Below are 26139 nucleotides of genomic sequence, written 5' to 3'. Positions count from 1 at the left end.
ACACCTCACGAAACCAGATGAAGACATGAGCTCAGACGTACCCGAACCGACCGACGTAGAGGCGCGAGCGGTAGAGAACGTCCGAATCGAGGACGAGATGGAACAGTCGTATATCGACTACGCGATGTCCGTCATCGCGGGGCGGGCACTTCCCCGCGTCGAGGACGGCCTCAAGCCCGTCCACCGACGCATCCTGTACGCGATGCACCAGATGGGCGTCTCGAGCGGGAGCAGTCACCGCAAGTCCTCCTCGATCGTCGGGGAGACGATGGGTGACTACCACCCCCACGGCGACAGCGCGATCTACGACACTCTGGTCCGGATGGCCCAGGACTTCTCGATGCGCTATCCGCTGGTCGACGGCCAGGGGAACTTCGGCTCGATGGACGGCGATCCGGCCGCCGCACAGCGGTACACGGAGGCCCGAATGTCGGCCATCTCCGAGGAACTGCTCGAGGATATCGACAAGGGCACGGTCGACTTCTCGGCGAACTACGACGACCGCCTGCAGGAACCCGACGTACTGCCGGCGGCGTTTCCCAACCTGCTGGTCAACGGCTCCTCGGGGATCGCGGTCGGGATGTCGACGAACATCCCGCCCCACAATCTGGGCGAGGTCGTCGACGCGACCATCGAACTGATCGACGACCCCGATGCGACCGTCGACGACCTGATGGAACACGTCAAGGGGCCCGACTTCCCGACCGGCGCGAACATCGTCGGCCGGGACGCCATCTACTCGGCCTACAAGACCGGCCGCGGGCGCATCCGCGTCCGCGCCGAATTCGAGGTCGAGGAGTGGAAATCGAACCGCGAGCGGATCGTCATCACCGAGCTCCCCTTCCAGGCCAACAAGGCCCGCCTCGTCGAGCGCATCGCCGAGGACGTCAACGAGGGCGAGATCGAGGGCATCTCCGACCTGCGCGACGAGTCCGACCGCGACGGCGTCCGCGTCGTCATCGAACTCAAACGCGGCGCGAACGCCGAGGTCGTCAAGAACAAACTGCTCGAGAACCACTTAGAGCGGACCTTCGGCGTCATCAACCTCGCGCTGGTCGACGGGCAGCCGCGAGTGCTCTCGCTCAAGGAGACCTTAGCGGAGTATATCTCCCACCGTCGCGAGGTCGTCCGCCGGCGCAGCGAGTACGACCTCGAGGAGGCCGAGGATCGCGCTCACATCCTCGAGGGCCGGCTGACGGCCGTCGAGAACGCCGAGGATGTCGTCGAACTGATCCGCAACAGCGAGGATCGGTCGGCCGCTAAAGCCGCGCTACAGGAAAGCTACGACTTCTCGGAGGAGCAGGCCACCCACATCGTCCGCATGCAACTCGGCAGCCTCACGTCGATGGAGGCCGCCGAGATCGAGGACGAGTACGAGGAGGTCCAAGCCGAAATCGAACGCCTGACGACGATCCTCGAGAGCGAGTCGGAACTGCTCTCGGTCATCAAAGACGAACTCCGCGAGATCAAAGACGAGTACGGCGACGACCGCCGGACCTCGATCATCGAGGATCAGGGCACCGTCACCCACGAGGACCTCATCCCCGAGGAGGAGGTCTTCGTCGTCATGACCGAGGACGACTACGTCAAGCGGATGCCGATCGACGCGTTCGACCCGCAGGGTCGCGGCGGCAAGGGGATCATCGGCGCGGACGTCAAGGAAGACGACCGCGTCTCGACGGTCTTCCGGGCCAACACCCACGACTACCTGCTCTGCTTTACGAATCAGGGCGAAGTCTACCGGCTCAAGACCTACGAAATCCCCGAAATGGGCCGGACCGCCCGCGGGAAATCGGCGGTCAACATCCTCGATCTCGACCCCGGCGAGGACATCACGGCCATCGTCGACACCGACGCCTTCGGCGACGACGAGTTCGTGACGATGGTTACCCGAAACGGCTACGTCAAGCGCACCGCCGGCGAGGAGTTCGATAACATCCTCTCGACGGGGATCATCGCCGCCGACCTCGAGGAGGGCGACGAACTCGTCGACGTCGAGGTCACCGACGGCTCGCAGGATCTGGTCATCGCGACCGAGGGCGGCATGACGATCCGCTTCGACGAGGACGAGGTCCGCGCGATGGGTCGGAACGCCCGCGGCGTCAACGGGATCAAACTGCAGGGCGACGACGCCGTTGCGGGGCTTGTCGCGACCGACGAGGGCGACGAGCAGGCGCTGTTGACGGTCACCGAGAACGGCTACGGGAAGCGGACGCTGCTCTCGGAGTACCGCACGCAGTCCCGGTACGGGAAAGGGTTGATCGATATCAAGACCGGCGAACGAAACGGCCCCGTGACGGCCGTCAAGGCGGTCGACGACGACGATCAACTCGTCATGATGAGCGAGCGCGGACAGATCGTCCGCACCCGCGTCGACGAGATCTCGACCGTCGGGCGGAACACGATGGGCGTGATCGTCATGGAGGTCGACGACGGCGACGCGGTCGCCGCGGTCGACGACATTCCGGCGGCGGCTGCCGACGCTGCCGATGCGGACGACGACGCGAACTGACGATATCGAACACCCAGCCCGTTTCGGGTCGTCTCGCGGATCGTTTTCACGCGTCGAACCGAGATCCGAAGAGAGCGAGCGCTGGAAGGGAAACAGAAGAGAACGCGGGCGACTGCCGAGTCAGTGTGTCGGTTCTTCGGAGGGGGCGACCATGTCGTCGATCCGCAGGATGAGGATGTTGTTCGTGTCGTCTTTGCCGTCGACGGTCCCCTCGATGAGCAGTTTCGAGAGCGGCGTCGGACCGACGGTGACGGAGTCGTCCTCGTGAATGTCGCTCAGCGTGCCCTGAATGTGGATCTCCGCACGACAGAGTTCCGGATGGTGAACGCTCGAGAGGTCGATCTCTTCGATGATGGTGTCGTCGACGGGTTCGCCCTCGTGTTGCATCGGGACGGCTGCGGGCTCGTCCATCTGCTGGATCTCGAGTGCTTCGTAGGCGGCGGCGGTCGGTTTGTAGCCGCCTTTCGGCCCCGGTACGCCCTCGACGAGTTGGAGGGCTTTGAGACTCTGCATCTGGTTGCGGATCGTCCCCGGGTTCCGGTCGACCTGTTCGGCGATATCCTCGCCCTTGATGGCGTCTTCGGTCTCCTTGTGGAGGTTCGTGAGCGCGCGGAGGATTTTCTTCTGACTGGGTGTGAGTTCGATGGATGACATAGATGATGATTCGTATTTGGTTTCCTTAAACCCGGCGGGTGAGCCGGAGTGTTTCGGCGGTATTGTGCTGTTTGAATCGGGGACGGGAAGATGTTTCTTTTCGGTCCGCCGCGGGAGATCGGTATCCGTTTTATTACACTCTTCACCCATGGAATGAGAATGGCCTCGAGCGGAACGCCGTCGAGGAGGTCAGTTCTCGAATGTGTGTCGATCGCTGGCTACAGTTCCGGTTCCGCGGGTTCCGCGACCCAGACGTGGGTCGCGACAGATTCCGGCAGCGACACGGGCTCGTCGGCCTCGCTCGAGCGGGCCGTCACCATTCCGAACGGGGCGATCTCGAGGATTTCGAGTTCGACGCCGGGCTCGACACCGTGCTCGGCAAGATAGGAGAGGACGTCCGGGTCGCGGTCGGCGACTTCGGCGACGGTCACGATATCCCCCGCCTCGAAGGCGGCGATGGACTCCCCGTCGGGCCGCTCGGGGCGCTCGAGGTCGGCGCTGGGAATCGGTGACCCGTGGGGGTCGACCGTCGGCTCGCCGAGGGCGTCGGCGACACGGGCCTCGAAGTCCTCGCTGATGTGGTGCTCGAGTCGGTCAGCCTCCGCGTGGACTTCCGACCAGTCGTAGTCGAGGTGTTCGGTGAGGTAGGCCTCGAGCAGCCGGTGATGGCGGACGATCTCGAGGGCGACGGTCTCGCCCTCGTCGGTCAGGGTCACCCCGCGATACTTCTCGCGGTCGACGAGTTCGCGTTCCTCGAGTTTGTCGAGCATGCTCGTGACTGTCGGCGACGTGACATCCAGCTCCGCGGCGATCTCCGAGGTCTTGATCCGGTCGTCGGTCTCCCGCTGGAGCCGGTAGATCGCTTTGAGGTAGTCCTCCATCACGTCGCTCAGCATCATGCTGATCCGGATTTAGAGTCGTCTAACCCTAAAGCTATCGCCAGCGAGGGAGTCGGGGACCGCCACGACCAAACCGGCAGACGGTGTACCGGGCGTATGGAACGGACCGTCAGAATCATCGGCGCGCCGATGGACTACGGAGCGAACCGCCGCGGCGTCGACATGGGACCGTCCGCGATCCGGTACGCCGGCCTAGCCGACGGCCTCGAGCGAGCGGCCGTCGAGCCGGTCGACGACGGCGACCTGTCGATGCCGCGAGCGGAGGAGCGGGATCCCGACGCCGACCAGCCCAGTCGCGGCAACGCGAAGTTCCTCCGGGAGGTCGAGGACGTCTGTACGCGAGTCGGCGATCGGGTCGCGGCGACGCTCGCGGACGGCGAGTTTCCGCTCGTGCTGGGCGGCGACCACTCGGTCGCGATCGGCTCGCTCGGCGGCTCGGCGCGAGATGCCGACCTCGGTGCCGTCTGGTTCGACGCCCACGCGGATCTGAACACGCCCGAGACGACGCCGAGCGGAAACGTCCACGGCATGCCGCTGGCCGCGGCCCTCGGTCGCGGTGCGTTCGGCGAGACGGAGTGGGCACCCGCACCTCGACTGCGGGAATCGTCGATCGCCTACGTCGGGCTCCGCAGCATCGACGAGCGCGAACGCAAACTGATCCGCGAGAGCGAGATGACGGCCTTCACGATGTCCGACATCGACCAGCGGGGCGTCTCGACGGTCGTCGAGGAGGCCCTCGAGATCGCGGCCGACGGGACCGACGGCGTCCACGTCAGCCTCGACCTCGACTGGCTCGACCCGAAGACGGCACCCGGCGTCGGCACTCCCGTCCGCGGCGGCGTCACCTATCGGGAGGCCCACGCCGCCCTCGAGGCCCTCTCCCGGCGCGACGAGGCCGACGGGATACTCCGATCGATGGACGTCGTCGAGGTGAATCCGATCTTGGACGAGGCCAACGAAACGGCAACGTTGGCTGCGGAACTAACCGCGAGCGCGTTCGGAAAGCGGATTCTCTGAACGGGCCGCCGACGCGAGCCGCGCCGGATACCGACCGAATCGACGGTATGAGAACAGTGAACATACTGGTTCCGGTTTCAACAGCTTTGTATCATAGTGTTTCGCACTGTGGGATATGACAGAGAACGTCGTCGTGCTTGGTGCCGGATACGCCGGAACCGGTGCAATCAATAAGCTCCAATCGGAGCTCGGGGACAACGCGCGGCTAACCTGGATCGCTGATGTCGACTACCATCTCGTGTTGCACGAGTCCCACCGCGTGATTCGGGACCCCGACGTCCGCTCGGACATCACGTTCCCGGTCGAGCAGATCGCGGACTCATCGACCCGGTTCATTCAGGACGAGGTCACCGGCCTCGACGTCGACGAACAGGCCGTCGAACTCGCGGAGGGTGACGACGTCGAGTACGACTACGTCCTCGTCGGCCTCGGCAGTCAGACCGCCTACTACGGCATCCCCGGTCTCGAGGACCACTCGCTGACCCTGAAGAGCCTCGACGACGCCATGGAGATCCACGAGGCGGTCACAGAAGCCGGTCGGGACGCGACCCGCGGCGAGCCCGCACAGGTCGTCATCGGCGGCGCCGGGCTCTCGGGTATCCAGACCGCCGGCGAAATCGCCGAATTCCGCGACGAGCACCGCGCGCCCATCGAGATCCACCTCGTCGAGGCCTTAGAAGAAATCTTCCCCGGTAACGATCCGGAGGTCCAGCAGGCCCTGCGAGACCTGCTCGAGGAGGCCGGCGTCCAGATCCATACGGACGACCCGATCACCGAGGCCACCGAGGATCACATCGAGTTCGACGAGGGCGAGCCCCTCGATCACGACGTCCTCGTCTGGACCGGCGGCATCACCGGCCGGGACGCCCTGGACGACGCCGACCTCGAGAAGGAGCACAACCGCGTCAACACCGGCGCGAACTTCCAGACCTCCGACGAGCGCGTCTTCGCGATCGGCGACTCGGCGATCATCGATCAGGGCGACCAGCCCGCGCCGCCGACGGCACAGGCCGCGTGGCAGGCCGCGGACGTCGCCGGCGAGAACATCGCCCGCGCGATCGAGAACCGCCCACTGATGACCTGGGAGCACGAGGACAAGGGGACCGTCATCTCCGTCGGCGAGAAGGCCGTCGCCCACGGCGTCAAGCCGGCCTTCGGCATCTCCCTGCCGGTCGACACCTTCGGCGGCTTCCCGGCCCAGAACCTGAAGAAGATGATCGCCGCCCGCTGGATCGCCGACATCACCTCGTGGAACGCAGCGCGCAGGTCCTGGTCGTCGCTATAAATCGCGCCGTTCGTCCCTGACTCTCCCGTTTTTCCGCGCTTCCTCGCAGCGACGTTTCGACGGCAGTCGCTATCGTTCCGACGACACAAACGGCGATCACCCTGCTAGTCTCGAACTCCAAACAGCGAACAGCAAACAGCCCGCCGATCACGCGGCGGCGTCGGCCGGCTCCTCGTCACCGCTGTCGCCCCCCATCCGTCGGGCCGGGACGCCCGCGACCGTCGCCCCGGCCGGCACGTCGCGAGTCACCAGCGAGTTCGCCGCGACGCTTGCCCCCTCGCCGATCTCGACGCCGGGCAGCACGATCGCGCCGGCCCCGATCATCGCCCGCTCGCCGACGACGACCTCGCCGGTCCGGTACTCGTCTTGGAGGAACTCGTGACAGAGCAAGGTCGCGTCGTAGCCGACGATCGCGTCCGCCTTCACGGTGATCAGTTCGGGCCAGAAGACATCGGGCGTGGCCTCGAGCCCCCACGAGACGCCCTCTCCGACCGTAACGCCGAGGCGACCCAAGAGCCAACGTTTGAGCCGGAGGCTGGGCGAGATCCGGACGAGCCAGACGACGACGTAGTTGATCGCAATCCGGAGCGGGTTGCGAGCGGTGGTCCAGTGGGCGAGCGAGTTGCGCGGCCCGGGCGTCGCGTGACGCTCGACGCGGTCGTGTCGCGGCGTCGTCTCGTCGGAATCCGTCACTGCGCGTACTGTTTGCCGCGTCGCTACATCAAACCGATCGATCCGGAACCGGCCCTCGAGCCGCGGGCGGCGTTCGATACCGGCCGCGGACCCGCAAGGCCTAACCAGTGAGGGGTCACCGTCGTTCCGTTCGGCGATAACAGAATCCTGTGTCACAACATCGCTCGAAAACGCGCGAGATCGACGCCGCCTTCGCACTCCTCTCGAACGCGACGCGTCGAGCCGCCCTCCGCTATCTCAGCGACGTGGAGGGGGCGACGGCTCGAGAACTGGCCCGTCACCTCACGTCGGGAACGCGTGACGCCGACGGCCTCGATTCCATCGCCGAATCCCGGCAGGCCGTCGTCACTGCACTGGTCCACAAACACCTCCCGCGGCTGGCCGAACACGATATCGTAGCGTACGACGGTCCCCCTGACGAGGTGACGCTCGGGTCGAACTTCGATGCGATCGAACCGTTCGTCGACCATCTCGAGCGTTCCGACGACGAATCGGCCGACCGAGAATCGTGAACTGAACGGGCTCGAAGCGGTCGCCGGGTTGGCGAGCGCAGTCTCAGACGCGTTCGGGCTGCTCGGCCGAGCGCGACCCGGGGCGGCCGACCAGTTCCCGGAACGCAGCACCCGACAGTCCGCAGCGGTAGGCCGGCTTGTACATCATGTTCGCGCCGCCGGCCCGAACGTCCCACTCCGACTCGATTTCGTCGCGCAGGTAGTACTGCGCCCGCTCGTTACCCTCCTTGACGTAGTAGTCGCTGAGCCGGATCGGGTCCCGCTCGAAGAGCCCGCCGGGCTCGCGGCCGTCGACGATCACGACCGGCTTCTCGAGGTAGAGGTCGCCGTCCCGAGCCCGCTTCGCGTGGGCGTTTTCCGGGTGGGCTGCGAGGATCGCCTCGCGCTCGGCCGGTGGCGTGTCGGGGCCGACGACGGCCACGCCGTCGACGGTGAAGTAGCCGATCAGGTAGCGGTGTGCCCGGTCCCCGTCGGGCCGGCGCAGTCCGGCGTAGAAGCCGACGACGTCGCCGGGCTCGAGCGCCCGCAGCCGCGAGACGTAGCCGCTGGTCCGGTGCTCGCCGTAGGTGAGCGCCTCGAAGTTCGGATCGCGGTGGAGGGGCCACGACTCGAGATCGTCGCCGGCGACGGTCTCCGCGCCGCCGCGGACCGGCTGCGGGGAGATCCGGGTCGTCAGGTCCGCCGCGACGCCGTCGCCGGCCCGTAACTCCCACGACCCGAGCGTCTCGGTTTCGGACGTGACCCGCGTTTTCTCGAGGATCGGGACGTACTCGAAGCGCCCGTCGTCGTACAGAGGAGCCAGCGCGCCGACGTTCGTGCTATCGGCCCCGACGCCGGCGAGAACGACAGTCATTGGTTCGTACGTCTCGGTCGGGCGGATGCAGCGATAAAACCGCCGATCGTGTGCGCTGTTCCTATCGGGACCGATCCGTCGGGACGGCGTCGACACCGTCACGGCCCGACCCGTGGCGTCAACGACAGTGACTTGCCGGCCTACCTGAATTAGCCTGAAGTATGGCGGCGCGGTACGAGTGCCAATGGACACCGAGGCTCGGCGGGCGGCAGCGGTTTGCACCGAGTGTGACAACGTGATCGCGGTCCGGATACTGCGAGACGAAACGGTGCAGCCGATCGGCATCGACGGACAATGTGCCTGCGGAAACGAGACGTACCGAGTTCTCGGCACCGGCACGGAGGCGGTCGACGAGGACGCCGGCCACTGATCCTCAAATCGGTCAACCGAGTAGTCGACATCGCGACTCCCCGTCGTCCGTCAGGGACGAGAGCAGAGACTCGAGAGGACCCATCGCTCAGAACTCCGTCACGACTTCGACGCCGCTGGTCTCGTACTCGGTCATCGCGGCGAGCCGATCGGAGACGTCCTCGAGGGCGACGCGACGCGTCACTAAGCGCTCGGGCTCGAGCCGGCCGGCCTCGATCATCCGCAGGAGTTCGTCGTAGCGCGAGGGCGGCATCCCGCGGGAGCCGACGACGGTGACATCCCAGCGGGTCACCTCGTCGATCGGCAGGGCGACCTCGCCGCGTTCGGCGTCGGTCGTGAGCCCGATCTGGACGTGAGTCCCCCGGATGCGGAGACAGTCGAGGCTGTTCCGGCAGGTCTCCGCGCGGCCGAGCGCATCGACGGAGACGTGTGCGCCTCGGTCGGTGATTTCCTCGATGGCCTCGGGGACCGACGCCTCGGTCGCGTTCACCGTCGCGTCGGCACCGAGCGTCGTCGCCATCGAGAGCGGTTCGTCGCGGATGTCGACCGCGATCACCCGCGCCCCGAGCGCCGCCGCGATCTGGACGGCCGCCAGCCCGAGCCCGCCGCAGCCGTGGACGGCGACCCAGTCGCCGCCGCCGACCTCGGCCCGGTGGGAAAGTGCGTGAAACGCCGTGACGTACCGACAGCCCAGCGCCGCCGCCTCGGTCGCGGAGACGGAGTCGGGGAGGGGCGCGACGTTGAACTCCGCGTGGGGCACGTGGATCCGTTCCGCGAACGCACCGGGAACGGTCGACTCGAACCCCAGCGCGTACCCGTCCTCGCACACGTTTCCGTGGCCGTTGCGACACTGGTAGCACGATCCCTCGCCGAGGTTGAACGGAATCGCGACCCGATCGCCCGCCTCGAGCGTGTCGACCCTATCGCCGACTCGAGCGATCCGGCCCGCGGGTTCGTGACCGAGGATCTGTCCGAGCGGGACCTGATCGTCGGCCCACTCACCGTGGCCCTGCCACGCGTGCCAGTCGCTCCGGCAGATCCCGCAGGCCTCGACGTCGACCACGACGCCGTGGGGCTCGAGCGTCGGTGGATCGACCGTTTCGATCGCGAGCGGTTCGCCGTAGGCCTCGAGTACTGCAGCGCGCATACCGGCACGACGGAGGCCGGCGAGTTATACCGTTCGTCCCGCGACGGCCGGCAGCGACGCGACGGCGGCGAGAGGTATCCTTATCGGGGCGGGCGTCCCAAGCCCGCGTATGCGTGTCACCTTTCTCGGCACGGGCAGCGCGTTGCCCACCGGCGAACGCTTTCAGGCGGGGGTTCTCGTCCAGGACGACGGTCGGACGCTGCTGGTCGACTGCGGCGCCGGCGCGCTCCAGCGGCTCCAGCAGTCCGGCGTCGGCTACGAGGCCGTTTCGACGGTTCTCCTGACACACCACCACCTCGACCACGTCGCCGACCTGCTGCCGCTGATGAAAGCCCGGTGGCTCGCCGGCGAGGACCACCTCGAGATCGTCGGCCCGCAGGGCACCAAGAAACTGGTCGACGACCTGCTCGAGGTCTACGAGTACATGCAGGACAAACTCGAGGTACAGGTCCGTGAGGTCGTTCCTGGCGAGTTCTCCGTGGCGGGATTCGATGTATCGGCCTACGAGACCCGCCACTCGCTGCCGTGTCTGGCCTACCGCTTCGGCGATCGCTTCACCTTCAGCGGCGACAGCGAGGCCTTCGCGGGGCTGGCGAACTTCGCCGAGGGATCGGCGATCCTCGCCCACGACTGTTCGTTCCCCGACGACGTCGACGTCTCGAACCACCCGACGCCCGACGCCCTCGGCCGGGAACTGGCCGGCCGGGAAATCGGCCGCGTCTACCTGACTCACCTCTATCCCCACACCGAAGGGCGACACGAGGAGATGCTCGAGTCGATCGGTGCCCACTACGACGGCGACGTGCGGTTCGCCGAGGATCTCACGACCGTTTCCATCGAGTGACCGCGCCGACGCAGGCCAGATCGTCGCCCCGTTTTCGTCGTTCTTCCCGATAGCGAGCCTGGAATCGACGCTGCCGACCGGCTGTTCGGATAGTGATACGAAGGCCGAACAGGTATGTGCGACAACGTTTGTAGGATCGTAACAACAGATGGACCCTGCCGAATTCTCCCGGACCGACAGTGAGGTGGTCGAATGAGCGTGCCCGAACGGCTCGCGAACGCCATCACCGCCCACACGCGGATCGTACTCGTGGTTCTCCTGCTCCTGACGGCGGCCGTGGGAGCGGGGATGCCGATGGTCGACGACGACTCGTCGCTCGACCAGTTCGAGGGCGAATCCGGCGAAGCGAAGGGCCTCGAGCGGATCAACGGCAACTTCACGAGCGAACAAGCGGAGAACACGACCCGCGTGCAGGTGATCGCACGCGGCGATAACGTCCTCACGAAGGAGTCGCTGGTCTCCTCGCTCGAGTTCCAGCAGGAACTCCGAGCGAACGAGTCGATCAACGAAACGCTCGTCGAGGACCAGCCGATAACCGGCGTCGAAAACCTCGTCGCGATCACGGCGATCAACGAAGAACGGGGCGCACAACTCGGTGCCGGCGTCGAAGAAGCGATCGCGCTCCAGCGGGAGTACGAGCAGCTAAACGAGTCCTCCAACGAGAGCGATCCCGAGTATCAGGCGCAAGCGGACGAACTCGAGGCGCAGTTCGACACCATCGTCGAGGAGTCGACCGAGGGTCTCAGTGAGAATCAGACCGCCCAGTACGCCGACTCGATCGAGCGGATTCGCGCGATCGAATCCCAGCGATACGGACTCGACGAGAGCGATCCCGAGTATCAGAACCTCACTGCGGAACTCGAGCAAGCTCGCGGCGCCGCCACGGCGGGCGTCCTGCAGAGCGGCGAGAGTAGTCCGCCGATCGACGACCAGATCGCGGCCCTCGAGAACCTGAGCGACGAGGAGTACGAACGGACCCTCGAGAACACGCTCTCGTCGAACGAGTCGGACGACAGCGCCGCGATCGCGTTGATGCCGACCGCCTACGAGCCGGGCAGCACCGAGGCCGAGGCGCGGATGACGTCGGTGAGCCAGTCGTCCGGTGGCGAGGGCATGGAGGAGATGGGCGGGGTTAGCGACCGCGTCGTCGAGAGCCAACTCGAGATCCGCGAGTTAGCCGAGACGCAGGACCAGGATTACCTCGTCTTCGGCGGCGGGCTGATCACCGACGAGATCGACCGTTCGATGAACGACAGCCTCGCGATCGTCGGCCCGCTCGCGTTGCTGTTCGTCGTCGTCGCACTGCTGATCGCCTACCGCGACCCGCTCGATATCGTGCTCGGGGTCGTCGGCATCATCGCCGTCCTCGTCTGGACGTTCGGGTTCATGGGCTGGGCCGACATCGCGTTCAACCAGATGTTCGTCGCGGTCCCGGTCCTGTTGATCGGGCTGTCGATCGACTACGCGATTCACGTCTTTATGCGCCACCGGGAACAGCGGGAAGCCGACGGCACCGGCGGGACCGTCCGCGGCTCGATGACGACCGCGCTGGCCGGCGTCGGTGCCGCCCTCGTCTGGGTGACGGCCACGACCGTCATCGGCTTCCTCTCGAATCTGGTCAGTCCGATCGGGCCCATCCGGGAGTTCGGCATCGTCAGTTCCGTCGGCATCGTCGCCGCGCTGATCGTCTTCGGCGCGCTGATCCCCGCCGCCAAGATAGAGATCGACGAACTCCTCGAGGCCCGCGGCGTCGACCGACACAAACGGGCGTTCGGGACCAGCGGCGGCCGCTTCAGCGACGTGCTGACGATCGGCTCGAGCGCGGCCCGCCGGATCCCCCTCGTCGTCCTCCTGATCGTCGCCCTGCTCACCGCGGGCGGGGCCTACGGTGCGACGCAGGTCGACACCAGCTTCCAAGAGGAGGACTTCCTCGCGGATAGCCCCCCAGAGTGGACGCAGAAGCTGCCCGGCGGGATGGCCCCCGGCGAGTACCACGCGAAAGACGACCTCGAGTACGTCAACGAGCACTTCCAGCGCCAGGATCGGCAGGCCCAACTCCTCGTCGAGGGTGATGTCGACGATGACGACTTCCTCGAGCGGATCAACGCCACTCGAAACGACACCGCCGAGAGCGACATCGCGTACACGTTAGCGACGGGCGAACCCGATATCCAAGACCCGCTTTCGACGATGGAAGGAGTCGCCGGACAGAACGAGTCGTTCAACAAATCGTTCACCGCGGCCGACACCGACGACGACGGCGTCCCCGACGAGAACGTCTCGGGGCTGTACGACCAACTCTTCGAGACCGACGAGGAAGCCGCCAGTCAGGTCCTCTCCCGGACCGACGACGGCGAGTACCGATCGGCTCGGCTGGTGATCGCCGTTCAGGGCGATGCCACGAACGCGGAGACGACCGCGGAGATGCGCCCGATCGCGAACGACTTCGAAGACGGGGACGACGGCCGATGGACCGCCATCGCGACCGGCGACCCGATCGTCAGCTACATTGTCGAACAGGACCTGCTCGATACCGTCCTCGAGAGCCTAGTGATTACGCTCGTGGCGGTGTTCCTGTTCCTCTCGGCGGCCTACTGGCTGACCGGCGGCAGCGCGACGCTCGGGGCCGTGACCCTGCTCCCGGTCGCGTTCTCCGTCAGCTGGATTCTGGGAACGATGTACCTCATCGGGATGCCCTTTAACGTGTTGACGGGGATGATCACGAGTCTGACCGTCGGGCTCGGGGTCGCCTACAGCATCCACGTCAGCGAACGGTACCGGCTCGAACTCGAGCGCCAGGGCAACGTCTGGTCGGCGCTGCGGACGACCGTCACCGGCACCGGTGGCGCGTTGCTCGGCAGCGCCGCGACCACCGTCGGCGGCTTCGGGACGCTCGCCTTTGCGATCCTCCCCGCGCTCCGCCAGTTCGGGATCATCACCGGACTGACGATTACCTACGCGTTCCTCGCCAGCGTCGTCGTCCTCCCGACGCTGTTGGTCCTGTGGACCCGGTACTTCGGCCCCGACGTGTCGTTCGACGCGTCGGGTGCCCGGACGGGAGCGCCGACCGCGAGCGACGGCGGAACCGAGCCCAACGGAGGTGACGGCGAGTGAGCACCGGCGAACTCGAGGCCGTCGAGGCCTTCGAACAACTCGGACTCACCAGCTACGAGGCCAAAGTGTTCATCGCGCTCCACCAACTGGGCGCGGGCACGGCACGAGACATCGCCGAAATCACGGACGTCCCGCGGTCGCAGGTATACAGCGTCGCCGAGAGCTTGGAGGAGCGGGGCCTGCTCGCGGTCCAGCAGTCGAACCCGATTCGGTACCGGCCGGTCAGCGTCGAGGAGGCGCGGGATACCCTCCGAGACCAGTTCGAGCGCGAGCAGGATCGGGCGTTCGAGTACGTCGAAACGATCAAAAACGAGCCGGCCGGCGAGGAGACCCAAGAGGATATCTGGACGGTTCGCGGCCGGGACCGCGTCGACGACCGAACCGCCGACATCCTCTCGCAGGCCGAGGAGCGGATCGTCTTCGGGACCCGGCTCCCGGAACTCGTCACGGACCCGATCGAACGGGCGCTCGCGGAGCGCGCGGCAGCAGGCGTCGCGGTGAGCATCGTCAGCCGGCACGACGAGATCGAGCGCCGGTTCGCCGGCGTCGAGGGCGTCACCGTCGAGGACCCGCCGGCCCACCGAACGGACGACCAGCGATCGGGCCGGATCGTCATCGCCGACGACGACGGCATCCTGTTGAGCGTCCTCGGCGGCGAGGGCGGCGAGACCGCGATCTGGAGTTCGGGCTCGCTGTTTGCCACCGTGTTGATCCAACTGATCGAGGCCAGCGACGAAATGCAGGTCGAGTAGGCGATTCGGCTCGCGGCCGTCTCCCGCACTCGCTCACTCGAGTCGGTACCGAAGCAGGGCCGCGATCCCGCCGAGGTTCGACAGCTGCTGGCCGGGCGGGAACTCGCTCGAGAAGACGGTCACGTCGCCGCCTTTCTGTTCGGTCGTGCGGACGATGTCGTCGACGCTGATCGCCCACTCGCCGTCGGGACCGCGCTCTTTCTGCAGTCGATCGTCGAGGACGAGCAGGCGTTCGATTGCGCCGAACTCGGCGGCCTTTTTGACCTGTTCGGGGCCGTAGGCCGCCTTAGCACCGTCGGCGATGCGGCGGGTGAGTTCGTCGATGTATTCGGCCTCGCTCTCGATGCGGGTCTCCTCTTGGACGTCCGCGACGGCACCGCGCTTGAGTACCTCGTGGACCCCCCGGTCGCCGACGGCCGCCGTGTCGACCATCGTGATCAACTCGGTGAGTTCCGATTCGTTCTGCTCGATGTACTTGTAGGCGTCCTGTTTCGTAAAGCCGGGCCCGGCGAGGATGATGGCGTCGACCTCGAGTCGTTTGAGGACCGTCGCGAGTTCCTCGAACAGCTCCGAGCGCCCGCGGGCGTACTCGCCCTTCCCGGTCGTCCCGGTGATCGTCGCCCGCTCTTCGGTGCCGTACTGGGCGACCGTGTGCACGTGGGCCTCTCCCTCCTCGACGGTCGCGATCGCCACGTCCGGGTTCTCCGTGGCTTCTTCGGCCTCCTCGAGGCGGGCCTCCTGATCGGGCTTGAACCGCTTCTCGATCGAGATCTCGTCGCGGGCCTCGACGTTGAGCGTGTGGTGGAAGTTCAGCTGATCCTCGCGCGAACAGGCGACGATCTCGCCGCCGATCCGCAACCGGTTGGCGAACTTGTGGAACTCGATGTCCTCGACGGCGATGGCGACCCACATGTGTTCGCGCTCGCCGCCCGTATCCCGCATCTGGTCGTCGTTGCGCTGGATCCGCCGGGTCGTATCGCCCGCGACGCGGTCGCCGGGCTCGAGGACGTACTGCAGGTGCCAGAGGTCGTCGACGCTCTCGGGGACGACCGTAATCCGCTCGCGGCCGCCCTCGACCTGCTCCCGGTCTTTGATCTGCATGGGCAGTCGTTCGCGGGGTGGCGGTAAGTGGGCTGCGATCGGTGCTGCCGGGCAACGGCGACCGATTCGGCCTGCCGTTCGAACCCGCGATCGCGCAGCGACTCGAGGCGACCGTCGGGACGCCGGAGAAAGTCTGGTATATGCTCGCGTTCGACACTGTTATGGAGCAGCGGGATTGCCGCCGTCGGCCCAGTTTGGGTATGGCACACGCATCCATCGATCAGTTAGCGGACTTCGGCGTCCGATCGCTCGTGACCCACGCAATCATGGCGCTGACGTTCGCGGGGGCGATCGGGGCGGGCCTGTTCGTCGGCGGCCAAATCGGCCTCGTCTCGTTCGTCGCGCTGCTCAACTTCACCGCCGGCACGTGGCTGGCACAGTCGATTCACTCGCTGGGAAACGCCCGGACCGACGACCCGTACAACGGGATCGTGACGGTGTTGTTCGATACGACGGGCGAGAAGACGTTTCACGGGTTCGACGCCGGGCGGTTGGGCCGACTGCTGGCCCTGATCGCGGCCGTGACGGCGGTCTCGCTGCTGACCGCCGCCGAGGTCCTCTCGGGCCCGGCGGCGTCCATCGGGGCCGTCGCGATCGGGGTCGTCGCCCTCGTGACCGCGATGGTCGGCTTCCTGATCGCGCTGGGCTCGTCCTACGACGCATCGGAGCGGCACGTGGCTCTCGACGAGACCGATCGCGCCGAACCCGGACCGACGACCCACACTCGAGGCGAGTCTCACCCGACGGGCGGCCCGACCGACGGCGCCGAGTCGACCGACGGACGGTAAGGGCGTCCGACGCGGTGCAAGTTTTATTGCCGTCCCGGTAGCCGCGACGAGTGCGGTTGCAAGCGGCCACGGACGACTCAGCAAATGACGGACTCAGCCACCGATCCGGACCGAGAGATCCGCGTCGAGGTCTTTCTCCGGCACTGCGCGGACGCGGACATCGTCGAGCACCTCAAAGAGACCGCCGCCCGATCCCGCCGACTCGAGGAGCGGGTCGGCCCCGCGGACGTGCGCGTCGAGACGTGGTCGCCGGTGTGTCCCGCGCTCGAGGAACTCGACGATGCCGGCCCGTCGGTCTCGCTCACCGTCGACGCGTTCCGGTCGTGGGCCGACCGCGAGGGGTACGCGCTGTGTGCGTTCGACCGGCGCGAAACCCCCTCGATGCTCGATCGGCGACGCGCCGTCCACATTCGGGTGCCGACCGCCTGCGTCGCCGTGTACGAAGACGATGATCTCCAGTGTGTCGCGCCCTGCTCGGATGGGGATCGCACGTACACCGTCGAGGACTGTCTCACCGCGCTCGAGGCCGGGCGGACCGAGCCGTTCGCCGATCGGGACGAACGGACGGAACCCCGAGCCGACGGCCACGTCGAGAATCACGCGCACCTCGAGGAAGAGGAGTGAAGGGGTGACCGCGTTCAGTCCCGAAGCTCCTCGAGTTTCCCCTTCGCCTTCTCGAGGCCGGACTCGAACGTTTCCTCGATCTCGTCGACCGAGCGTTCGACGTAGTGGACGCGCTCTTTGGGGACCCGGCGAACGACGTCGTTGCCGTTCTCGTCGGTGCCGTACGCGAACAGCCAGTGGTCCTGAAAGTAGGCGATTCGGTCGTTATCGACGGTCGCTCGCTCGTCGGTCTCACCGGGCGTCTCGTAGACGATGGTCGCGGTGCCGAGATCCGGTTCCGTGTCGGTGTCGGTATCGATGTCCGCCATGCGAATCGCGTCCACGGTCTGCCGTGTAGTCGTGGACCCGGCACGTGCAGCCTCCGCTCGAACGGCGACCCGAGAACCGCGCAGTCGAGAAAGCGAACGTCGGTCGGCACGCGTCAGTCGGAGCCCGACCCGGATTCCGTCGGGGAGTCCGGCTCCTCCCCATCGGCGTCGCGGACGCCGCTGTCGTCGGTCGGGGTCGGTTCCGCGTGCTCCGCCTGATACGGCTGGGTGCCGGGACCGAGCGCGAGGAACACCACGAAGCCGATCATGACCACCATCGCGACGAGGATGACCGCGGTGACGATGATCGGCCCGTCGATCCCACCACCGACTTGCGCGGGGACGACCGCCTCGAGTGGGTGCATCATCGACCGCCTTAGGCCGGGGACACCAATCAGTGTTGAGCCGTACATATCGGGGTCGCGGTCGACCGAAGCGACGGGAGAAACGCGGTGGCTCGCGCTGTCTCTCGCTCCGGGACAGTCGCCGCCGGTCCGCGTTCATACGGTCTGCTGTATGTCACTGCTGGCGCAACTCCCGACCGCTCTGGGATTGCGCCGACAAATCGGTACAGCAACCCGTATCAGTCGTCCGCGACCCGGCTGCCACCCGGCGGCATGAAGTGTTGAATCCGGTCGGGACTGGCGATCTTGCGGACGAACGTCTCGTCCTCGAACCGCTCGCGGAACTGGCGGTACAGCCGCTTTGCCGCGTCCGCCTGCGCGTACCGCCCGGGCTCGAGTTCGATCGTCGTTACCGCGCGCTCTTCGATCGCCGACGGCGGGCCGCCGATGACGCGGGTGTAGGGCTCACACTGAATGCCGACCGCCGCGCCGACCGGCGTATCCCGATAGTACGTTCGGTCGCCACGGATCGCGAACCCGCCCTTCTCCAAGTACTCGCCGCTCTCGGGGGTCTTCGAGACCTGATCGGAGTCGACGGCGTAGACGTCGCCCGCGTAGCGGCCGTCCTTCCAGACCGACGAGTAGGAGACGGCGAACTGGGCGGCCTCCTCGATGCTCGAGTCGGGCAGTTCGATGTCGCTCGAGGAGGCCTCGCTCGGATCGGTCGCCTTGAGCACGGTGACGGGACCGCCGTGGGCCTGCGTGTGGAGGACCGTATCGCCGGGCTCGAGATACTTCTTGACGAGTTCCTCGTTCTGGTCGGCGTTGCGGCCGCCGATCACGAGGTAGTCGTCGCTGGTGTGGAACCAGCGAAAGCGGTCGAACCACGGCTCGTTCTCGCGGATCGGAATGGACGGCTCCGAGAGCCAGTCGCGTTGGGTCTCTTCCTCGTCCTCGTCGGGCTCGGTGTCCGCTGCGGGCCCGCTCTCGTCGGCCTCCCACTCGTCACGGCGGCGTTTGGCGTCCTCGAGATCCTCGCGGGTGTTCTCGATCGCGGCCAGCGCGCCCTCCTTTTTCTCCTCGACGCGCTTGGCCTCGGTGTAGAGCCGGTCGGCGTTCTGCTCGACGCCCTGCCCGGCGACAAGGCTGATCCGTTCGCCGTCGATATCGACGGTGACGGTCCCCTCGCTACCGTCGACGTCGACGACGGCCTCGGCGGCGCTGATACCCTGCTCGGCTCCCTCCTCGAAGCGCTCTCGAATGTCGTCCCACGAGCGGTCCTGCTCGCGGGCCCCCTGAATCGTCGAGAGGATGTCGTCGACCAGCCCGTACTCGGCGTAGAGCAGTTCGGCCTGCTCGCGCAGCGCTTCGGCCTCCTGCTCGAAGCCCTCGATCGCCCCCTGCTGTTGCTCGATGATGCGCTCCTGTTTGGCGATCTCCGACTCGAAGTCCGGCCGCTGGTCCGTCGGGTCCGGTTCTTCCTCCTCGGCGAGTTCGAGCCGGAAGAAGTAGTCGTCCAGCGCCGAGAGGAACGAGTCGTAGGCCTCGCCATCGAGGTCGTCGTGCTCCTCGAGCGGGAACGGCGTCACGTCGACGACGCTGGCGTTGGCATCATCACTGTCGCCCTCTCCGTCGTCATCTTCCTCGTCGTCGCGCTCGAGGTAGAGCCGCGGATCGAAGTTCCCGTTCCGGATGTCGAGCGCGAGCCGCTCGATCGTCTCGTAGAGCCGCTCGTAGACGTCCTCGTCGGCGTCGTCGATGTCCATCCCCTTCTCGACGCCGGCACGGACACACAGCTCCTCGGCGTAGAGGCCGCCGAAGTTGAGTTGGGTCGCGAGCGTGCGGACCACGTCCGTATCGGAGTCGTCCATCTCGTGGTCGAAGGCCTCCCGGGAGACCGTCAGCGGGTTCGTCCGGGTGTCGGGGAACTCGTAGCGCGAGCCCGGCACGACGGTCCGGGACTTCAGTCGGACGGTCTCGAGGCAGTCGATCACCTCGTACTCGCCGTCGGTGACCGCGACGTTGCCCTGCCCGAACAGTTCGACGATGATCCGGGTGGTGCCGTCGTCGCGCTCAAAGACGAACTCGAGGATGCGGTCGAACTCGTACTGCTCGACGCCGGCGAAGTCGGCCCCGGAGAGGCGGTTGCGCAGCATCATCGCGAACTGCGGCGGTCGGCCGGGGGCGTCGGGCACCCGTTCGGGGGCGACCGTGTGGGCGCGCTTGACCTCGCCGACCTCGAGAATTAGTTCCATGCGACCGCGGTCGAAGTCCCGCATTTTGAGCCGGACGAGGTCGTCGCCGTAGAGGTACGCTTTGTCGACCTTCGCGCCCTCGTAGGCCCCGAGTTCCCCGACGAGAGCGGCGAGGTCGACGCTGGTGAGTTCCCGCTTTGGATCCATACCCGAAATTGCCCGTCCCGGTCAAAAAGACGTGTCGCTCCGACGCCAGCGCCCAGATTCCAATCTGACCGTGTGCTGAGGGAGGAACGTACCCAGCGGTAAGTACAGGCGGAGGCGTTACCGCTGCGGTCGAAACGCAAGCGCTGCACCCGCGAGCGACCGAAGGGAGTGAGCGGCCTTTTTAGCGTAGATTTTTGCGCCGAGAGGTGAGTGAGCACAGCGAACGAACCCGAGGCGGAAAAAGGTACTTGCGCACACGTAGTTGCCATTCAATACAGGAGAGGAATGTATTTCCAAATCCTATTTCGAAGGCGAATTTCTGCTGCACTCTTTCAACTCGAACCTTCTTCTCCAATCGTTTCTCCAAGTTCTGGACTTTCTTCTCCAAGGGTCTTTTCAATGATCGGTGTTGCTGAGATTCCAAGCACAATGCCTGAGATCAGAATTGTGGTTCCAGCGAGTGCCCAGATAACGTCTGGATCTGCGAAGGGTGCCTGATTGAGGCCGTATGCGAGGTAGTAAAACGTCCCGATTCCGCGCAATCCGAAGAACGAAATCGCCAATCGTTCACTCCAGCTTCGGTCGAAGCCGAGCAAGCCCACGATCCCCGAGACAGGCCGAACGATGAACACGATCGCCACTGCGGCGAGGAACAGCTCGAGTGTCAGCGGTGCCAGCAACCCGCCAGCGATCGCGCCGCCGAAGAGCGTCATGATCGTGATCTGGAGCAACTGTTCGGACTTCTCGGAGAGGTCATGCATCGGTTCGTAGAACGCGTGGCGACGTTCATAGTCCCGAAGTACCGTCGCGGCGATGAAGACGCCGATGAAGCCGTATCCGCCGAGGAACTCAATCAGTCCGTAGACGGCGAAGGTCCCGCCCAGCGCCTCGAGCCCAAGCATTGCCTTCGGGAGGGGGTCCTCGACCGGCTTGATGAACACCAATCTCGCCAGCAGGTAGCCGAAGACCAGTCCGCCGCCGACTCCAACGACGATTCTGAATAGTACGTCAACGAGTATCCACTCGCCGATCCAGTTGGCGGGGGCAACGCCGACGAGTGCCATTGCGATCGCCAGGTTCGTGAACGGGAATGCAAACCCGTCATTGAGCCCCGACTCGGCTGAGAGCGCGTAGCGAACTTCGTCCTCTCTGCCAGCCGCACCTTCTTTCGGTTCCTCTTCGGTGCTTCCTCCTGGCCCTTCGACCTGTACTTCCGAGGCGAGCACGGGATCAGTCGGCGCGATCACGGCGCCGAGAAGCATCGCGGTCGGAATCGCAAGTCCGACCCACCAGCCGACGAGCGCCGCCAGACCGATGGTCAGCGGCATCGTGATCCCGAGCAGTCGCCATGCGCTCTCCCACGATCGTAGTCCAGGCGGTCGATCAATTTTCAAGCCGACAGTCATCAGCGCGATGATGACGCCGATTTCAGTCAGTCGTTCAGTCATGTGGCCCTGCGCAAGCGGGTCGGGTGCAGGTATGCCGAGGGGCAACGAGAAGAGTATGAACCCGAACAGGATGTAGAAGAGCGGATCTGTCATTGGCAATTCCGCGATAAACCGCGGTAGAATCGCTATTCCGAGGACGGCAACCCCAATGAGTATAAGCAATAGATCGTACAACTGGAAGACTTCGAAGGCCATCGAGAATTGGTATTTGAGCCGTCTCAAAAGGGATTGGCGTTGCAAATTACGTAACATGACCGTTCCCGACAAGGCACGCACCTGCGGGGAGAACCGTTTTCAGCCCTGTTCGTATAGATACGTTCTACCAGTGAACTATATGCCCTAATTCTCTATTTATGAACCGACGCACATTGCTGAAACGTGGCGGGATCGGTATCACGGCAGTCGTCGCAGTGAGTGGTTGTACTGAAGAGACGCTCGAGGAAGCGGAAACAAGACCCCCGTTTCTTGACGACGTGAACGTTGAGGAACTCGAACTGCCGGTCCACCAGCAGTTGGATGTTGTCGAGGAGGGTGTGTTACGGGCCGAAAATGCCGAAATTGAGAACGTCAGCGGATTGGAGACATTCCTTGATGAACAGGAGATTCTTGTCGAGGACCTCTCCGAGACAGAGAAAATCATCGAGGAGAAGTTAGAGATCGAGCGCGAGGATGTTGAGGTGATCGAAAACGAACCACACGGCGAGGGGAAAGTACTCGAACTAGAGTTTGTGCAACCGGCTCGCACCGAAACTGGGTCACTTGACGCGGTCGGAGTAATCGCCGGCGGCTACGCGTCGCTCACTAACACGGGGTACGATACAGAACTTCTTGAGGCGACAGTTCTCGACGAATCTCAGCAGTCGTTTGCCACCTTTCACGTCCTCATAGAGTGGGCGGAAGCGTACAATGAGGGAACCATCACAGCCAGAGAGTACGGAAATAAACCCTGGATGTCAACAAAATCTGAGTAGTCTCGCAGTATATACACACGTCTAGTGCAAGAACTGATCAGCAGGCACGACCGACTAGCGGACGGTCCCGGCGAGCGCAGCCACTGCCCCCTTTGCTTGCCAGCCGATTCACGAGTTGTAGAGGCCACTATGAGTGACACACCGACCGATCCAGAAGCGAATCGCACCACTGAGACCAACCGTCGCCACAACACCCTCAATACGGACAGGATGCAGTGGGTGAGCGCGATTGTCGCCATAGCCGGACTGGGGCTCGTCGCCTATCCGTTCATGTTTGAGGCCACAGAGGCGGCGATCTGGAACGATACCCTCACCGGCACGGCAATCTTCCTGCTCGCAGGCTACAATTTCGTCCGTCTATCACGGGACCGGGTGGCGAGCGTCGGCATCGCCTCGTTGACCACACTACTCGGACTCTGGGCGCTTGTCTCGCCAGCGGTCATCGAGATGGGGAGTGCTGAACTCGCGGCAACCACCGGCGCCGGCGGACTGATTACGGCTGCCCTCTCATTCTACAATGCCTACGCCAATAACAGGGCCGATACCCCCGAACACGCTCCCACTCGCGCTTAAATAAACGGCTGAATCAAGCACTACTGTTTGTCCACAGATTGCCATCCAGATAATCAACACAAGCCTGCAACGGACGGCCCAATGGCTATCGACGTAACTCCCTAACAGTATCATGATCTGCCCCAGTGGATACACACGTGAGCGGGGCAGGTCACGCAGTGGATCGGAACGGCCAAGCATCTCGTGAACGCTCCTGCACTGAATCACCGAACAATCATCCCGTTCCGTTCACTGCGTCCCTGGTGAGGGCAATGCAGCGTCACCCCTACTGCGTTTGTCTTTTAAGAACCGTGGCAAAAGATGTGCCGTTCAGTATGCACGCATAGTGTCCACCGATTCCACTGCGATTAGTCGTCCGAAGCAGATAGCTACACAAGATCGATTGATTCCGTCAGTGGCGACTCGAGAAGCGACCACTGTCGGAGGTCGGAAAGCCTAATCCTCGCCGTCCCCCACCACCGGATATGCACGACGCTGTCGATGGCACCACGTACGATCCGGCCGGGACGGCTCCGCGTCGCGGACGCCGAGACCGAGTACCAGATCCCCGCGGAGGGCGAGCCGTATGAGCGCGGGCGACGAACAACCGTGGGAGACCGTCTCCCAGTTCCCCGACTTCCTCGAGCACCTCGAGAATCAGGGCGGAGCCACCGTCAGCGGGATCATCGATCGAATCGAGGCGGACGTCGACATGGACGGCGTCGTCTACCACGACCGCGGGATCCGATCGCCGGGCTACGACGCGACGTTCGTCCCGGAACAGGATGGCTCGCGGCTGCGGCCCGCGTTCAGCGTCGAACTCCACACCGTCGGCCCGCGCAGCGTCTGGGCGGTGTTCGACGCGACGCTCTCGTGGGACTTCTACCTCCTCGAGTCCGAGGGCGTCGCGGCGATCGCGTGGGTGAGCGACGAGGAGTACAACGCCGAAGAGGCAGGCATGTTCATGTCGAAACACGACGCGCTCGCCGCGGGGCGGTTCTCCTTCGGCACCTTCATCTACGCCGGCGAGGACTGGCAGGAGCAACGCGACCTCATCGAGGGAACCGACACGCCGGCGTTCCTCCAGCGCGACGACGGCAGTACGCTGGTGCCGACCGATCAGTCGGATTTCTACAACGTCGTTAACGCCACACCCGAGGACTTCCGCACGAACGGCGGCGGCGCACCGCCCCACCTCGGCCTGCTCGAACTCGAGGTCACGATCGACTGACGAGCCGCGGGCCCCGAACTGAGACGAGTCGTGATCGAGCGACTCGCCTCGCGGTCGCTGTGGCCGGCAGTGTGTCTCCCGATCGCAAACGTTTTCGAGACGGCGGCGAACCGAACCGATATGTCACCCTTCGGTGAAGTCGTCTTCGTCGCCGCGATCGCGGGCTGTACGACCGGGATCGGGGCGCTGCCGCTCCTGTTTTCCGACCGGGTGAGTCACCGCGTCTACGACGGCTCGCTCGGACTCGCCGCGGGCATCATGGTCGGCGCTGCCGTCTTCGCGCTCGTTCTCCCCGGCCTCGAGCTCGGCTCCCCGCTCGAGGTCGTCGTCGGAATCGTCGCCGGCGGCGGGTTCCTGCTCGCGGCCAACGCCGCGTTTCCGCATCTGCACCTCCTGTTCAGCGAGGAACGCGCCGAAGGCCCGAGAACGGGATCCGGTCCCGCCGGCGACTTGCCGTCGGCCGCGGAGGAGTCCGACACTGATTCCGTCCGCGACGACGACCTGCGCCGAGCCGCACTGGTCGGCGGCGCCGTCACCATCCACAACGTCCCCGAAGGGCTGGCGGTCGGCATCGCGTTCGCCAGCGGCGAGACGGCGCTGGGAGTCGCCATCGCGACGGCGATCGCCGTCCAGAACGTCCCCGACGGGTTCGCGATGGCGGTCCCTGCGGTCCGGGCGGGCGTCTCCGGCCCCAAGACCCTCCTCTACACCACCCTCTCGGGCGGCGTTCCGGAACCGATCGCCGCGGCCGTCGGCTTCTCGCTGGTCGCGTTCGTCTCCGGGCTGTTCCCCGTCGCCGCCGGCTTCGCCGCTGGCGCGATGATCGCCGTCGTCTTCCGCGAACTCATCCCCTCGAGCCACGGTCACGGCTACGCCGACACCGCGACGGCGACCTTCGTCCTCGGGTTCGCGACCATGCTACTCGTCGACACTGTCCTCGCAGTCTGAACGTGAACCGTCGGGTCGAACTCGCTCCGCGGCCGGAGTCGGCACTACCCGTTCTTGCTGTGCTCTCTCCCAGCGCTAGAGGGAATCATCAAGCCATTCGGGCGACACGACCGACTCGAGGTGACGGAACGGTCGGTCACGAGCAACGGAGCGACCGCTTCGACGCGGTGAGAGACGGCAAGAGGGTTCGGGTGTCGAGCGCGCCGAGCGTGTCGCGTCGGGGGGATCGAGCGATAGGTGGCGTCGGCGCGCTCTGGCGAGAGGCAATCGGTGTGCCGCTGTCGGAGTGGGGGATAGGTTGACAACGGTGCCGACGGGCGTCGGCATTCGCTATTACCGATTCTATCCCTATAAATTTTCTGTGGCCGATCTGTCGAGATAACACAGTAGTCCGCTGCGAGTGACTCGACGAGACTGTCGATGAGGGGGGACGACAGCACGAGCCGAAAAACGGCGACCGCACCGCGAGGGCGGCTCGGTACCTGCGGCTTCGAAGGCCACGCGGACCTCGCCGCGAGCGAGACGTTCCTGAGGCGTCATCAGAACTCGGAGAGTTCTGATTGGCGAACGAGACACGAGGTGTCTCGTCAACGGCACGAAACGGTAGCACGGCCGATGGCACGGCCCGTGTGCCTCAAGTGGGACAGTCACGATTGGCTAGAGTCATCACACTCTCCCCGTCCCAACGAGGAGCACACGAACCCGCAAGTTGCCTCCGTGGTCGTTCGAGACGACGAAGTCGTCTCGTGATGACGAGAGAGCTTGCTCTCT

24 protein-coding genes and 1 pseudogene are annotated in these 26139 nt (G+C 65.3%); 15 read left to right on the top strand and 10 right to left on the bottom strand.

The annotated features are described in order from the left end of the window. Nucleotides 1–25: 25 nt before the first annotated feature. Entirely contained in the window at nt 26–2512 is a 2487-nt protein-coding gene (gene gyrA / locus FEJ81_RS07760) for a DNA gyrase subunit A (protein ID WP_138244749.1), read from the top strand. Nucleotides 2513–2632: 120 nt separating this feature from the next. Here the strand turns inward: gyrA and FEJ81_RS07755 are convergent, their stop codons facing one another. Both FEJ81_RS07755 and FEJ81_RS07750 read right to left on the bottom strand, forming a co-directional pair. Further along, nucleotides 2633–3166: an Rrf2 family transcriptional regulator gene (locus tag FEJ81_RS07755; RefSeq protein WP_006431609.1), complete on the bottom strand. Its 534-nt coding sequence runs from the start codon at nt 3164–3166 to the stop codon at nt 2633–2635. A gap of 218 nt (nt 3167–3384) precedes the next feature. Next, a complete protein-coding gene (locus FEJ81_RS07750) occupies nt 3385–4065 on the bottom strand; it encodes a metal-dependent transcriptional regulator (protein WP_138244748.1) in 681 nt (226 codons plus the stop codon). A gap of 96 nt (nt 4066–4161) precedes the next feature. Between FEJ81_RS07750 and rocF the strand changes: the two genes are divergently transcribed. Further along, complete coding sequence (gene rocF / locus FEJ81_RS07745; RefSeq protein WP_138244747.1) at nt 4162–5082, top strand: arginase; 921 nt, start codon at nt 4162–4164, stop codon at nt 5080–5082. A 115-nt stretch (nt 5083–5197) separates the two neighbouring features. After that, nucleotides 5198–6367 carry an NAD(P)/FAD-dependent oxidoreductase gene (locus tag FEJ81_RS07740; protein WP_138244746.1) on the top strand — a complete coding sequence of 390 codons (1170 nt, stop codon included), beginning with the start codon at nt 5198–5200 and terminating at the stop codon, nt 6365–6367. A 147-nt stretch (nt 6368–6514) separates the two neighbouring features. On the opposite strand, the gene FEJ81_RS07735 is transcribed toward FEJ81_RS07740, so the two are convergent. Beyond that, the gene (locus tag FEJ81_RS07735) at nt 6515–7060 is read right to left on the bottom strand and encodes an acyltransferase (RefSeq protein ID WP_138244745.1); all 546 of its coding nucleotides are present in this window, start codon (nt 7058–7060) and stop codon (nt 6515–6517) included. Nucleotides 7061–7209: 149 nt separating this feature from the next. Here FEJ81_RS07735 and FEJ81_RS07730 point away from each other — a divergent pair, with 149 nt between their 5' ends. Then, complete coding sequence (locus tag FEJ81_RS07730) at nt 7210–7572, top strand: DUF7344 domain-containing protein (protein WP_138244744.1); 363 nt, start codon at nt 7210–7212, stop codon at nt 7570–7572. A gap of 43 nt (nt 7573–7615) precedes the next feature. Here FEJ81_RS07730 and FEJ81_RS07725 read toward each other — a convergent pair whose 3' ends face one another. Continuing rightward, entirely contained in the window at nt 7616–8425 is an 810-nt protein-coding gene (locus FEJ81_RS07725; RefSeq protein ID WP_138244743.1) for an Nmad3 family putative nucleotide modification protein, read from the bottom strand. A gap of 184 nt (nt 8426–8609) precedes the next feature. Here FEJ81_RS07725 and FEJ81_RS07720 point away from each other — a divergent pair, with 184 nt between their 5' ends. Next, nucleotides 8610–8795, top strand: a complete 186-nt coding sequence (locus tag FEJ81_RS07720; RefSeq protein WP_138244742.1) for a hypothetical protein — start codon at nt 8610–8612, stop codon at nt 8793–8795. A gap of 87 nt (nt 8796–8882) precedes the next feature. Here the strand turns inward: FEJ81_RS07720 and FEJ81_RS07715 are convergent, their stop codons facing one another. Further along, nucleotides 8883–9941, bottom strand: a complete 1059-nt coding sequence (locus FEJ81_RS07715) for a zinc-dependent alcohol dehydrogenase family protein (protein WP_138244741.1) — start codon at nt 9939–9941, stop codon at nt 8883–8885. Between the two features lie 109 nt (nt 9942–10050). On the opposite strand from FEJ81_RS07715, the gene FEJ81_RS07710 reads away from it, so the two are divergent. From FEJ81_RS07710 to FEJ81_RS07700, 3 genes are all read left to right on the top strand, one after another. After that, complete coding sequence (locus tag FEJ81_RS07710; RefSeq protein WP_138244740.1) at nt 10051–10785, top strand: MBL fold metallo-hydrolase; 735 nt, start codon at nt 10051–10053, stop codon at nt 10783–10785. A gap of 192 nt (nt 10786–10977) precedes the next feature. Further along, nucleotides 10978–13899 carry an efflux RND transporter permease subunit gene (locus tag FEJ81_RS07705; protein ID WP_138244739.1) on the top strand — a complete coding sequence of 974 codons (2922 nt, stop codon included), beginning with the start codon at nt 10978–10980 and terminating at the stop codon, nt 13897–13899. Beyond that, nucleotides 13896–14651, top strand: coding sequence for a TrmB family transcriptional regulator (locus tag FEJ81_RS07700; protein WP_138244738.1), 756 nt, complete (start codon nt 13896–13898; stop codon nt 14649–14651). The genes FEJ81_RS07705 and FEJ81_RS07700 overlap by 4 nt, the downstream gene beginning before the upstream one ends. Before the next feature lie 33 nt (nt 14652–14684). Here FEJ81_RS07700 and FEJ81_RS07695 read toward each other — a convergent pair whose 3' ends face one another. Next, a complete protein-coding gene (locus FEJ81_RS07695; RefSeq protein ID WP_138244737.1) occupies nt 14685–15752 on the bottom strand; it encodes an mRNA surveillance protein pelota in 1068 nt (355 codons plus the stop codon). Between the two features lie 200 nt (nt 15753–15952). Here FEJ81_RS07695 and FEJ81_RS07690 point away from each other — a divergent pair, with 200 nt between their 5' ends. Then, complete coding sequence (locus FEJ81_RS07690) at nt 15953–16540, top strand: hypothetical protein (protein WP_175416375.1); 588 nt, start codon at nt 15953–15955, stop codon at nt 16538–16540. Nucleotides 16541–16624: 84 nt separating this feature from the next. Next, nucleotides 16625–17164, top strand: coding sequence for an HTH domain-containing protein (locus tag FEJ81_RS07685; protein WP_229504769.1), 540 nt, complete (start codon nt 16625–16627; stop codon nt 17162–17164). A gap of 14 nt (nt 17165–17178) precedes the next feature. On the opposite strand, the gene FEJ81_RS07680 is transcribed toward FEJ81_RS07685, so the two are convergent. From FEJ81_RS07680 to FEJ81_RS07665, 4 genes are all read right to left on the bottom strand, one after another. Continuing rightward, nucleotides 17179–17472 carry a hypothetical protein gene (locus FEJ81_RS07680; RefSeq protein ID WP_138244736.1) on the bottom strand — a complete coding sequence of 98 codons (294 nt, stop codon included), beginning with the start codon at nt 17470–17472 and terminating at the stop codon, nt 17179–17181. Nucleotides 17473–17585: 113 nt separating this feature from the next. After that, a complete protein-coding gene (locus tag FEJ81_RS07675) occupies nt 17586–17840 on the bottom strand; it encodes a hypothetical protein (protein ID WP_138244735.1) in 255 nt (84 codons plus the stop codon). 215 nt (nt 17841–18055) lie between these two features. After that, the gene (rqcH, locus tag FEJ81_RS07670; RefSeq protein ID WP_138244734.1) at nt 18056–20218 is read right to left on the bottom strand and encodes a ribosome rescue protein RqcH; all 2163 of its coding nucleotides are present in this window, start codon (nt 20216–20218) and stop codon (nt 18056–18058) included. Between the two features lie 332 nt (nt 20219–20550). Then, nucleotides 20551–21861, bottom strand: a complete 1311-nt coding sequence (locus FEJ81_RS07665) for a cation:proton antiporter (RefSeq protein WP_138244733.1) — start codon at nt 21859–21861, stop codon at nt 20551–20553. A 158-nt stretch (nt 21862–22019) separates the two neighbouring features. Here FEJ81_RS07665 and FEJ81_RS07660 point away from each other — a divergent pair, with 158 nt between their 5' ends. The 5 genes and pseudogenes from FEJ81_RS07660 to FEJ81_RS23735 form a co-directional block, all read left to right on the top strand. Continuing rightward, nucleotides 22020–22637 carry a hypothetical protein gene (locus tag FEJ81_RS07660; RefSeq protein ID WP_138244732.1) on the top strand — a complete coding sequence of 206 codons (618 nt, stop codon included), beginning with the start codon at nt 22020–22022 and terminating at the stop codon, nt 22635–22637. Between the two features lie 129 nt (nt 22638–22766). After that, a complete protein-coding gene (locus tag FEJ81_RS07655; protein ID WP_138244731.1) occupies nt 22767–23210 on the top strand; it encodes an SPW repeat domain-containing protein in 444 nt (147 codons plus the stop codon). A gap of 565 nt (nt 23211–23775) precedes the next feature. Further along, the gene (locus FEJ81_RS07650; protein WP_138244730.1) at nt 23776–24420 is read left to right on the top strand and encodes a hypothetical protein; all 645 of its coding nucleotides are present in this window, start codon (nt 23776–23778) and stop codon (nt 24418–24420) included. Nucleotides 24421–24540: 120 nt separating this feature from the next. Beyond that, on the top strand, nt 24541–25368 hold the full coding sequence (locus tag FEJ81_RS07645; RefSeq protein WP_138244729.1) for a ZIP family metal transporter: 828 nt from the start codon (nt 24541–24543) through the stop codon (nt 25366–25368). A 480-nt stretch (nt 25369–25848) separates the two neighbouring features. Then, nucleotides 25849–26118, top strand: a pseudogene (locus tag FEJ81_RS23735) (IS200/IS605 family transposon protein TnpB); the annotation flags it as partial. Nucleotides 26119–26139: the final 21 nt, after the last annotated feature.

It is taken from the genome of Natrinema versiforme, from assembly GCF_005576615.1.
Classification (GTDB): domain Archaea; phylum Halobacteriota; class Halobacteria; order Halobacteriales; family Natrialbaceae; genus Natrinema; species Natrinema versiforme_A.
Note: the sequence above shows the minus strand (reverse complement) of the source record. Positions and strands in the feature narration are given on the sequence as shown.

Coding starts and splice junctions, on each gene's coding strand:
- gyrA (WP_138244749.1), top strand. CDS start 26: ATGAGCTCAGACGTACCCGAACCGACCGACGTAGAGGCGCGAGCGGTA.
- FEJ81_RS07755 (WP_006431609.1), bottom strand. CDS start 3,166: ATGTCATCCATCGAACTCACACCCAGTCAGAAGAAAATCCTCCGCGCG.
- FEJ81_RS07750 (WP_138244748.1), bottom strand. CDS start 4,065: ATGATGCTGAGCGACGTGATGGAGGACTACCTCAAAGCGATCTACCGG.
- rocF (WP_138244747.1), top strand. CDS start 4,162: ATGGAACGGACCGTCAGAATCATCGGCGCGCCGATGGACTACGGAGCG.
- FEJ81_RS07740 (WP_138244746.1), top strand. CDS start 5,198: ATGACAGAGAACGTCGTCGTGCTTGGTGCCGGATACGCCGGAACCGGT.
- FEJ81_RS07725 (WP_138244743.1), bottom strand. CDS start 8,425: ATGACTGTCGTTCTCGCCGGCGTCGGGGCCGATAGCACGAACGTCGGC.
- FEJ81_RS07720 (WP_138244742.1), top strand. CDS start 8,610: ATGGACACCGAGGCTCGGCGGGCGGCAGCGGTTTGCACCGAGTGTGAC.
- FEJ81_RS07715 (WP_138244741.1), bottom strand. CDS start 9,941: ATGCGCGCTGCAGTACTCGAGGCCTACGGCGAACCGCTCGCGATCGAA.
- FEJ81_RS07710 (WP_138244740.1), top strand. CDS start 10,051: ATGCGTGTCACCTTTCTCGGCACGGGCAGCGCGTTGCCCACCGGCGAA.
- FEJ81_RS07705 (WP_138244739.1), top strand. CDS start 10,978: ATGAGCGTGCCCGAACGGCTCGCGAACGCCATCACCGCCCACACGCGG.
- FEJ81_RS07695 (WP_138244737.1), bottom strand. CDS start 15,752: ATGCAGATCAAAGACCGGGAGCAGGTCGAGGGCGGCCGCGAGCGGATT.
- FEJ81_RS07690 (WP_175416375.1), top strand. CDS start 15,953: ATGGCACACGCATCCATCGATCAGTTAGCGGACTTCGGCGTCCGATCG.
- FEJ81_RS07685 (WP_229504769.1), top strand. CDS start 16,625: ATGACGGACTCAGCCACCGATCCGGACCGAGAGATCCGCGTCGAGGTC.
- FEJ81_RS07680 (WP_138244736.1), bottom strand. CDS start 17,472: ATGGCGGACATCGATACCGACACCGACACGGAACCGGATCTCGGCACC.
- FEJ81_RS07675 (WP_138244735.1), bottom strand. CDS start 17,840: ATGATGCACCCACTCGAGGCGGTCGTCCCCGCGCAAGTCGGTGGTGGG.
- rqcH (WP_138244734.1), bottom strand. CDS start 20,218: ATGGATCCAAAGCGGGAACTCACCAGCGTCGACCTCGCCGCTCTCGTC.
- FEJ81_RS07665 (WP_138244733.1), bottom strand. CDS start 21,861: ATGGCCTTCGAAGTCTTCCAGTTGTACGATCTATTGCTTATACTCATT.
- FEJ81_RS07660 (WP_138244732.1), top strand. CDS start 22,020: ATGAACCGACGCACATTGCTGAAACGTGGCGGGATCGGTATCACGGCA.
- FEJ81_RS07655 (WP_138244731.1), top strand. CDS start 22,767: ATGAGTGACACACCGACCGATCCAGAAGCGAATCGCACCACTGAGACC.
- FEJ81_RS07650 (WP_138244730.1), top strand. CDS start 23,776: ATGAGCGCGGGCGACGAACAACCGTGGGAGACCGTCTCCCAGTTCCCC.
- FEJ81_RS07645 (WP_138244729.1), top strand. CDS start 24,541: ATGTCACCCTTCGGTGAAGTCGTCTTCGTCGCCGCGATCGCGGGCTGT.